This is a genomic window from Pseudomonas sp. NPDC098747 (assembly GCF_044760045.1).
Taxonomy (GTDB): Bacteria; Pseudomonadota; Gammaproteobacteria; order Pseudomonadales; family Pseudomonadaceae; genus Aquipseudomonas.
Genome location: NZ_JBIWAL010000060.1, coordinates 21,889 through 30,851, shown reverse-complemented (window position 1 = coordinate 30,851; position 8,963 = coordinate 21,889). Strand labels below are relative to the sequence as shown.

General features: G+C 58.8%; 6 protein-coding genes. 3 read left to right on the top strand and 3 right to left on the bottom strand.

Annotated elements, in window-relative coordinates:
- The first annotated feature begins 176 nt into the window (after positions 1–176).
- From ACIQVE_RS25170 to ACIQVE_RS25160, 3 genes are read left to right on the top strand one after another with little or no spacing between them, the layout of a single operon-like run.
- On the top strand, positions 177–836 hold the full coding sequence (locus tag ACIQVE_RS25170; RefSeq protein WP_402813631.1) for a paraquat-inducible protein A: 660 nt from the start codon (positions 177–179) through the stop codon (positions 834–836).
- Positions 823–1,446, top strand: coding sequence for a paraquat-inducible protein A (locus ACIQVE_RS25165; RefSeq protein ID WP_402813628.1), 624 nt, complete (start codon positions 823–825; stop codon positions 1,444–1,446). The genes ACIQVE_RS25170 and ACIQVE_RS25165 overlap by 14 nt, the downstream gene beginning before the upstream one ends.
- Complete coding sequence (locus ACIQVE_RS25160; RefSeq protein WP_402813625.1) at positions 1,439–3,742, top strand: intermembrane transport protein PqiB; 2,304 nt, start codon at positions 1,439–1,441, stop codon at positions 3,740–3,742. Before ACIQVE_RS25165 ends, ACIQVE_RS25160 begins: the two co-directional genes overlap by 8 nt.
- A 216-nt stretch (positions 3,743–3,958) precedes the next feature.
- On the opposite strand, the gene mksF is transcribed toward ACIQVE_RS25160, so the two are convergent.
- From mksF to mksB, 3 genes are read right to left on the bottom strand one after another with little or no spacing between them, the layout of a single operon-like run.
- Positions 3,959–6,799: an Mks condensin complex protein MksF gene (mksF, locus tag ACIQVE_RS25155; RefSeq protein ID WP_402813622.1), complete on the bottom strand. Its 2,841-nt coding sequence runs from the start codon at positions 6,797–6,799 to the stop codon at positions 3,959–3,961.
- Complete coding sequence (gene mksE / locus ACIQVE_RS25150) at positions 6,796–7,497, bottom strand: Mks condensin complex protein MksE (RefSeq protein WP_402813619.1); 702 nt, start codon at positions 7,495–7,497, stop codon at positions 6,796–6,798. The genes mksF and mksE overlap by 4 nt, the downstream gene beginning before the upstream one ends.
- Complete coding sequence (gene mksB / locus ACIQVE_RS25145; protein ID WP_402813616.1) at positions 7,487–8,767, bottom strand: Mks condensin complex protein MksB; 1,281 nt, start codon at positions 8,765–8,767, stop codon at positions 7,487–7,489. Before mksB ends, mksE begins: the two co-directional genes overlap by 11 nt.
- Positions 8,768–8,963: the final 196 nt, after the last annotated feature.

The following is an 8,963-nucleotide window of genomic DNA, read 5'->3' as shown; positions in this document are numbered from 1 at the left end:
CCCATGTGAGAGTAGGTCATCGTCAAGATTAAATTCCGAAACCCCAATTGCGAAAGCAGTTGGGGTTTTGTTTTGTCCGCAGGAAAGTTTTTGTTCGTGCCAGCGAACAAATTTGCACAGTTATTTTCGAATCAGAACACTAGAATAGCCCCACATTTTTCGGAGCCAGAGCTTTTATGTCAGATCCGGTTGACGCCCCAGGGCTGTCAGATTTACCGCTGGAAGACCTGGTGGCCTGTCACGAGTGCGACCTGCTGATGCGTAAGCCGAAACTTGCCCACGGCGAAAAAGCCCTGTGCCCGCGCTGCGGTTACGAGTTGTACGCTCACCGCCATAATGTGGTGCAGCGCAGCCTTGCCTTGGTCATTGCGGCCTTATTGCTTTACGTGCCTGCAAACTTTTTACCCATCATGCAGCTCAATATCCTCGGGCAGTCTTCGCACGACACCGTCTGGAGCGGCGTTGTGGGTTTGTTCAACACCGACATGCAAGGTGTTTCGATCGTCGTATTCCTGTGCAGCATGGCCATTCCGTTAATCAAGTTGTTGTGCCAATTGGCGGTATTACTGACGATTCGCTTCAACCTTGGCCGCAGCTACGGCTTGCTGCTCTATCGCATTTACCACCACCTCAAGGACTGGGGGATGCTCGAGGTCTACCTCATGGGCGTATTGGTGGCGATCGTTAAACTGGCGGATATGGCGGCTATTACTGTCGGCCTCGGCCTGGTGTGTTTCATCGGCTTGTTGTTGATTCAGGTCTGGTTGGAGGTGGTGATGTCGCCACATCAGGTCTGGCAGGCGTTATCTGGAGAGGATGCTCATGCGGGCGATTGATGCGGGCATTCTGATTTGTACCGAATGCCACGAGTTGAACAGACAAGATGTGGACACCGACGAGCAGACTTGCACTCGCTGCGGCGCACTGGTTCACGCGCGTCGTCCGAACAGCTTGGCCAGAACCTGGGCACTGCTGATCACCGCAGCGATTATCTATATTCCGGCTAACCTCCTGCCGATCATGACTGTCAGTTCTTTGGGGCAGGGTGATCCGAGCACTATCATGTCCGGCGTCATTGAGTTGGTGCAGCACGGCATGATCCCGATTGCCGCCGTGGTGTTCATCGCCAGTATTCTGGTGCCGACCTTCAAACTGGTGGGCATCGCGTTGTTGCTGTTTTCGGTACAGCGACGCCAGCCGTTGTCTGCACGTCAGCGCATCTGGATGTACCGTTTCATCGAGTTCATTGGCCGCTGGTCAATGCTCGATATTTTTGTGATCGCCATTCTGGTGGCGGTCGTCAACTTCGGCCGGCTTGCCAGTGTCGAAGCCAATCTTGGCGCCATCGCCTTCGCCACTGTGGTGATTCTGACGATGCTTGCCGCAGTAACTTTCGATCCCCGACTGATTTGGGATAATACGGAGTCGGACGACGACCATGACTGATTTGCCTGTAGCGAAAACCCGACCGGCCTCGAACTGGTCTGCCATTTGGGTACTTCCAATAATTGCGCTGATCATCGGTGGCTGGCTCGGGTGGCGTGCCTACTCCGAAACCGGTATCGAGATCCAGATTCGCTTCGAAAGCGGCGAAGGCATTCAGGCCAACAAGACCGAGGTCATGTACAAAGGCATGTCGGTTGGCAAGGTCAAGACGCTCAAGCTCGATGATGAAGGCAACTCCAAAGGGGTGATCGCCACGGTCGAGATGAATAAAGACGTCGAGCAATACCTCAAAACCAGCACCCGCTTCTGGCTGATCAAGCCAAGCGTGACGCTGGCCGGTATCACCGGTCTGGAAACCCTGGTCTCCGGTAACTACGTCGCCATCAGTCCCGGCGAAGGCGAGCCTGTGCGCAAGTTCAAGGCGCTGGCCGAAGAGCCGCCGCTGTCCGATGCCAAACCCGGTCTGCACCTGACCATCAAGGCTGATCGCCTCGGTTCGCTGAGCCGTGGCAGCCCGGTGTTCTACAAGCAGATCAAAGTCGGTCAGGTCAAAAGCTACCTGCTCTCCGAAGACCAGAGCACCGTCGAACTCAAAGTCTTTATCGAGCCGACCTACGCCAAACTGGTGCGCAAACACACACGTTTCTGGAACGCCAGCGGCATCAGCATTGACGCCAACCTGTCCGGGGTAAAAGTGCGCAGCGAATCGCTGGCGAGCATCGTCGCCGGCGGTATCGCCTTCGCCACGCCAGAGAACCGCAAGGACAGTCCACCCACCGATCCAAGCCTGCCGTTCCGTCTTTATGAAGACTTCGATGCTGCGGCTGCCGGGATCCGTGTGAAGGTCAAACTCAGCGACTTCGAAGGTCTGCAGGCCGGTCGTACGCCGGTGATGTACAAAGGCATTCAGGTCGGCAATCTGAAGGCGCTGAAGGTCGACCCGGATCTGAACAGCGCGACAGCCGAGCTTACCCTTGATCCATTGGCCGAAGACTATCTGGTCGATGGCACGCAATTCTGGGTGGTCAAACCGTCGATTTCCCTGGCCGGTATCACTGGGCTGGAAGCATTGGTGAAAGGTAACTACATCGCCGTGCGCCCGGGTGACAAAGGGGCTGCCCCGAAACGTGAATTCGAAGCGAGGCCAAAGGCACCGCCGCTGGATCTGCGTTCGCCGGGTCTGCACCTGGTGTTGTTCACCGATGCCCTTGGTTCGATTGAAGTCGGCAGTCCGATTCTTTACAAACAGGTCAAGGTCGGCTCGGTACAGAGCTACCAGTTTTCCAAGAAGAGAAAGCAGGTGGTCATCGGTGTTCACATCGAGAAGGAGTACGAAAATCTGGTCAACGCCTCGACCCGTTTCTGGAATGTGAGCGGTATTACGTTGACCGGTGGTTTGACGGGCGGCATTCAAGTGAAGAGCGAATCGCTGCAGACGCTGATGGCCGGCGGTATTGCTTTCGAAACGCCGCAGGCCAAGGCGCCGTTGCAGAAACGTATTCCGCGCTTCCGCCTGTTTGCCAGCCATGACGACGCCAATAAAAAGGGTGATGTTGTAACGATCAAGGTCGATCGCGCCGACGGTTTGCGTAGTGGTACGCCAGTTCGCTTCAAGGGACTGGATGTCGGCAAAATCGAAAGTGTCGATCTGACCGACGATCTGCAATCGGTCATCCTCACCGCACGCATCACGGAAGTACCGGAGAAGATTGCCCGGGTTGGCAGTCAGTTCTGGGTGGTCAAACCGGAGTTGGGGTTGATCAAGACGTCCAATCTGGAAACCCTGGTCACCGGGCAATATATCGAAGTGCAACCGGCGGCGAAGAACCTTGGTCCGCAGAAGAACTTCGTGGCACTGGCCAGTGCACCGGAAGTCGCCAGGCAAGAGCCTGGTTTGAGTCTGGTATTGAGCGCGGCGCGTCGCGGTTCGCTGAAACCGGGTGTGCCAGTGACCTACCGTGAAATCACCGTGGGCAAGGTCACCGGTTATGAACTGGGCCAGACCGCTGATCGCGTGTTGGTGCACATCCTGATCGAGCCGAAATATGCGCCGTTGGTGCGCGGTGGCAGCCGATTCTGGAACACCAGTGGCGTGGGCTTCGATATCGGCCTGTTCAACGGCTTGACAGTACGCACGGAATCGCTTGAAACGGCGATTCAGGGCGGTATCGCGTTTGCCACGCCGGATGGCGAGCGCATGGGCAATCCCGCTCGGGCTGAGCAGACGTTCCCGCTGTTCGACAAGTTCGAGGATGAGTGGCTGACCTGGGCGCCGAAGATCCAGCTCGGTAAGTAATCCGGGAATTATGAGGTGTCTGGGAGGAGGCTTCCGCTGGCAAGCCAGTTCCCACAGTGGTCGGCGGTGTTTACAAAATCCGTGTTCGACGCAAAACCTGTGGGAGCTGGCTTGCCAGCGATGAGGCCTTAAAACCCGCAACAAACCCCAAGCCATAAAAAAGGGCCGCGATCCAAACAGATCGCGGCCCTTTTTATTGCCTTCAGTTAATGCCGATCAAACCGCATCCAGCTCCGGCTCATCCGCTTCAACATTCACCGTGGCTTTGACCACATCATGGCGACGGATGTACTTCCAGTCCGCCTCGTCGATGTAGATCCCCGCCGGGCCGCTGCCGCCTTCCAGGTCGATGGCGACACTGGCGCAGACCTGCGGCTTCACGCTCGCCAGAATCGGCACGAAGCCCAGTTGCAGGCTGGTTTCCAGCAAGGCTGCCTGGTTCTTCTCGTCAATGTCCGCCGCTTCGTCTAGGTAGTACGGCAGGCGTACGCGACCGGCCTGATCGCGGTCCATCAAGTGCAGCAACAAGTACATGTTGGTCAGCGCTTTGATGGTCATGGTGGTGCCGTTGGATGCCGCGCCGTCGATGTCGGTGTGGATAACCGGCTGACCGTTGACCTTGGTGATCTCGAACGCCAGTTCGAACAAGTCCTTGAGGCCGAGCTGGTTGTGGTTTGCCGCCACCAGCCGCGCCAGGTATTCCTTGGCCTCTTCGTTCTTGTTGTCCTGCTCGGCGCTTTGGCTCAGGTCGAACACCGACAGGGTTTCGCCTTCTTCATACTGACCGGCACTGTGGATGATCTGGTCGATGTGCTTGAGTGCTTCCTTGTTTGGCGCCAGCACGATACGGAAGCTCTGCAGGTTGGACACTTGACGCTTGTTGATCTCGCGGTTGAACAGCGCCAGTTGATGCTCAAGGCTGTCGTAGTCGCTACGAATATTGCGCAGGGTCCGGGCGATGTCGGTGACTGCCGCACGCCGCGCCTTGCCGAGGGTCAGCGCCTCGTCGGTGCGGTGCGCGTAAGCGTTGATCAGCAGTGACAGGCGGCGCTCCATGTCGTCTTCGCTGTCGAACTTGGCCACGCCTTTGAGCCGCACTTGCGCGTACAGCGCTTCGATCTGACCGTCGGCGCGCAGCAGGCCTTGCCAGCTGTCCTGATAGTCGTTGAGCAGCGGCAGCAGGTTGTCCATCGAATCGTCGACCGGATCCATGAACGGCGTGCCGAACGGCAGATCCGCCGGCAGCAACTGACGACGGCGCAGGGCGTCGTCGAGGGTGCGTTGCTTGGCTTCCATGTCGGCGATCTGCCGGCCGACCAGTTGCAGCTTGGCCGACAGTTGCTGGACGCGTTCGGTGAACGCATCACTGGAGCGCTTGAGTTCATCCTGCGCGCCTTCCATCTGCGCCAGTTGCTCAAGTTTGTCGCCTTCTTCGGCGCTCAGGGTCTGGCTGCGACGGAAGTCTTCCAGGGCTTTCTGCGCATCCAACACTTGCTGGTACAGCGCTTCAGTCTGGGTCTTGCTCGCGGCGCGGTCGGCTGCCACGGCTTGTTGGGTTTTCAGTTGCTTGAGTTCTTTGTCCAGACGCTCTTTCTGATCGCGCAGCGCGGCACGGTCGGCCAAGGCTTGCAGGGCCGGCGGCTCGATGTGCGAGAGGTCGATCGACAGGCCCGGCACCTCGAAGCGCTCGCCTTTGAAGCCATCGAGAATCAGCTCAACCGACTTCACCCACGCGCCATCTTCGTCGAGGGTGATGCCGTGCTCGCCCAGCGGCAGGCTGAACAGCGCGCTGTTGAACAGACGCATCAAACGCTCGACGTCCGGCTGCGAGAACTCTTCGCGCAGACGGGCGTAGCTGTTGTTGTCGGCGTGATCGAGTTGCTGCTTCACCGACTTCAGGCGTTTTTCCAGATCGCGCAGACGCTCTTCCAGATCCTCGGCGCTGAACTGACGCGATTGCGCCAAGGCACCGGCCAACTCGTCGTGAGCGTCTTTGGCAGCGAGCAATTGCTGCTCCAGCACTTTGACGTCATCGACCAGCGCGAAGCGATTCTTCAGCACCGACAATTCGCCGAGCCAGCGCTGGATGCCGGAAATTTCCCGTTCCAGACGCATCAGCTCTTGCGTACCGCCACGCTGATTGTTTTGCAGTGCGTCCTGCTCGCCTCGGTAGTGATCGGCCTGAATCGTCAGCTCTTCCTTGCGCGCACCGGCGTAATCCGACCAGGTGCCGAGCAGCGAATCGAGCAGCGGCGACAGGCGATGCAGTTTGCCGCGCAGCACGTCGCGCTGTTTCACGCCGTTGGCCAAGGCTTCGACCAGTGGACCAGCGGCGACCAGCGAGTTGTAGTCCTGTTCCATGCGGCGTACGTCGCGGAACGCTTCTTCGCACGCGGCGATGTAATCGACACTACCCGAACGCAAGCTGTGCTCGAAGGCATCGAGGAACAGTTGCTTGAGCTTGGCCGCGGTGATTTCGCGCATGTGCAGCAGGTTGATGAACAGTGCGCGGAACGTCTTCAGACTCTGCTCGCTGGTGGATCGCAGCGGGATTAGGGTCAGGTCCAGCGGGATCGACGTATGACCGCCAACCAGCAAGCGACGCAGTTCATCAGGTTTGAGTTCGTAGGCTTTCAGGCCTTCTTTCTCAAGGTTGCTGAACAGCTCTTTCTGGCGCAGGCAAGTGTCGTTTTTCTGGTAATGGGCCAGATCGAGTTTGCCGGCGTAGGCGAAGAACTGGTGACCGAAACCACCGCCCGGGCCGCGACCGACCACGCCGATGACGTGTGGGCCGTGTGGTAGGTTTACTTCGACGAGGATGTAACTGGTGTCGGTAGCGAAGTAGAAACGTCGCGATTGTTCGAGGCTGTACTTGCCGAAACTCATGTCTGACATGCGCGCCAGAATCGGGAACTGCAAGGCGTTGATCGACGCCGATTTACCGAGGTTGTTCGCGCCATAAACCGACAGCGGTTCTTCCAGCGGGAACAGACCGAGGCTGTAACCGGCAGTGTTCAAAAGGGCAAAGCGGCGGATGCCGTAGCGTTCCTGGCTCATGCGTCGGTCTCCTGTTCTTCGGCAATGGCGCGGGCCAAAGCGTCTTCTTCGCTTTCCTCGTCAAATTCCGAGAGATCGAGTGGATCGTCGGTTTCGAGGAATTTGGCTTCGGCGGCTTCGTCGATCAGCACCGGTGCCGGCAGCGGCAATACGCTGTGCACGCTGGCGGCCAGATCGCGGTTCTGCTGAACCGACAGGCAGACGTCGAGGAAACGGTGCATCGGCGGCAGGAAACGGTAAACGCCGTTCTCTTCGCCAGCGAAGCCGAGCTGGGTCATGCGGCGCATGATCTTTTCTTCCAGCTCTTCAACGGTCTGCACTTCGGCCTGAATAAACAGATCGCGGTACTTTTCCAGCAGCGACGGCAGTTCTTCCCGGCCGAGGCTACCACCGTCGAGCACGGCAATCGGGTCGCGGCCCTGATCAGCCAGATGCTCGACGAGGATGAAGGTGAACAGCGCCAGACGCTGGGCAGTCTTGTTCACCGCCGCAGCGGCCAGGTCCGGCACGAAGTAGTAGAAACCACGGGTGTCGCAGACCAGTTCAAAGCCCAGGGCCTTGAACAGCGTGCGGTACTGATCCTGGAAGTTCGACAGTTGTGCGTACAGCTCTGGATCACGGCGGCTGACGTGGTAGCCCTTGAACAGTTCGCGGAAGATCGGCGCGAGTTGGGACAGTTCGGAGAGATCAAGATGCATTTGGGATGCTCGCAGAATCCTCGGCGGCGGGGTCGCGGGCCGAGAGCAGGGCGAAGGAGCGCAGGCTGACCTGGTGCTCGTGAGTGTGGTAGTCGCGGCGTTCGAGACGCTCGCGCTTGAAGCGCTTTTCCCGCGACAGGCGCGAGAACCAGTAAAGCAATTCGTCAGTGGCGCCGTCCGGTTCCTGCTCCAGCAGCCAGACCATCAAGTCTGGCATCGGCAGGGCGTCTTCGCAGCGCTCGAGCATCTCGCGCACGGTGCGTGGCGCACGTGGAGCTTCGCCACCTTTTTGGGTTTTGTGCGCCTTGGGGAAACGTGCCGGTTTCGGCTCGAAACGGGCCAGCGCATAAACGTAGGCCTCGACCTGACTGGCGCTGCCGAGGAAGGTGCTTTGCGGACGGGTGAACAGCGGCATCGCGGCTTGCGGCACGGCATCGATACCTTTGCGGCGGATCGCGGCCAGTGCCAGAGCAGCGCCACGGGTCACGGCGTTATGGCGGCGCGCTTCTTCACGCAGCGGCAGCAGCAGTTCGCGGGCATGACGCAGGGTCAGTTGGGCGCTGGTCTGCATTTCGAGGATGCGCGCGTGGGTACGCAGCAGCATGTCGTCATCGACCAGATGACCGAGGCGCTGCTGTTCGCTGAGCATCTTCAGCAGCACGGTTTCGACCTTGCGCACGCCTTGTTCGAAGGCGCCGTCGGCGTTGACCAGATCGATCATCGGCTCGACGTATTCGTCCCAGGTCGCCAGCACTTCGGCGTAACGCTGACGCAGTGGAATCTGCCGGTCGCTGGTCTTGGCCCGTTCGGCCACGGCCATCAGCGCCTGTTCGTCGTTGTCGAGCTTCTTCAACACGTCGCGTACGCGCATGTCGAGCAAGCGCAACTGACGGGCCAGGTCGTGGCCATCGCGGATGTCGAACGCGTCCTGAATGTACCCGGCCAGCCGCTCGAGGTGACGCAGATAGGCTTCGATCTCCAGGCACAGGCCTAAACGGTGCTCACGACGCAGGTAGGCGAGGAAGTCGTGAATCTGCGCATTGAGCTCGAAACGGTTCGGGCTTTTCGCCACGGGCACCAGAATGTCGAGGCGAATCCACACGTCGAGCAGGCTGGTGATGTCCTGCGGCGTGCTGTCCAGTTGTTGGGCGGCCAGTTGCGTGCGCAATTCGTTGAGGCTCAGTGTGCCTTGGTCGAAGTGCTCGCACAGTGGCTCCAGAAGTGCCCAGTGTTCAGCGAGGGCGCGCAAGACGCGCTTGGGTTCGATCATCGGAATGGCCGGCTGGTTGGCGATTAAAAGCGGCGATTGTACTGCATCACGAAGGATGCGATTCACTCTCGGGACGGGCTGTCGATTTTTCTAAGGTAAAGAGCATTGATGAAGCGCCTGGATCAAGGCTATCGATCAACAGCAAGCGATCTTGAGCGAAGGGCGGTAGAATCGGCGCACTTCAGTTATCCACAAA

Bases quoted from the DNA above. Each gene is read 5' to 3' on its own strand.
- mksF (WP_402813622.1), bottom strand. From the start codon at position 6,799: ATGAGCCAGGAACGCTACGGCATCCGCCGCTTTGCCCTTTTGAACACT.
- mksE (WP_402813619.1), bottom strand. From the start codon at position 7,497: ATGCATCTTGATCTCTCCGAACTGTCCCAACTCGCGCCGATCTTCCGC.
- ACIQVE_RS25160 (WP_402813625.1), top strand. From the start codon at position 1,439: ATGACTGATTTGCCTGTAGCGAAAACCCGACCGGCCTCGAACTGGTCT.
- ACIQVE_RS25170 (WP_402813631.1), top strand. From the start codon at position 177: ATGTCAGATCCGGTTGACGCCCCAGGGCTGTCAGATTTACCGCTGGAA.
- mksB (WP_402813616.1), bottom strand. From the start codon at position 8,767: ATGATCGAACCCAAGCGCGTCTTGCGCGCCCTCGCTGAACACTGGGCA.
- ACIQVE_RS25165 (WP_402813628.1), top strand. From the start codon at position 823: ATGCGGGCGATTGATGCGGGCATTCTGATTTGTACCGAATGCCACGAG.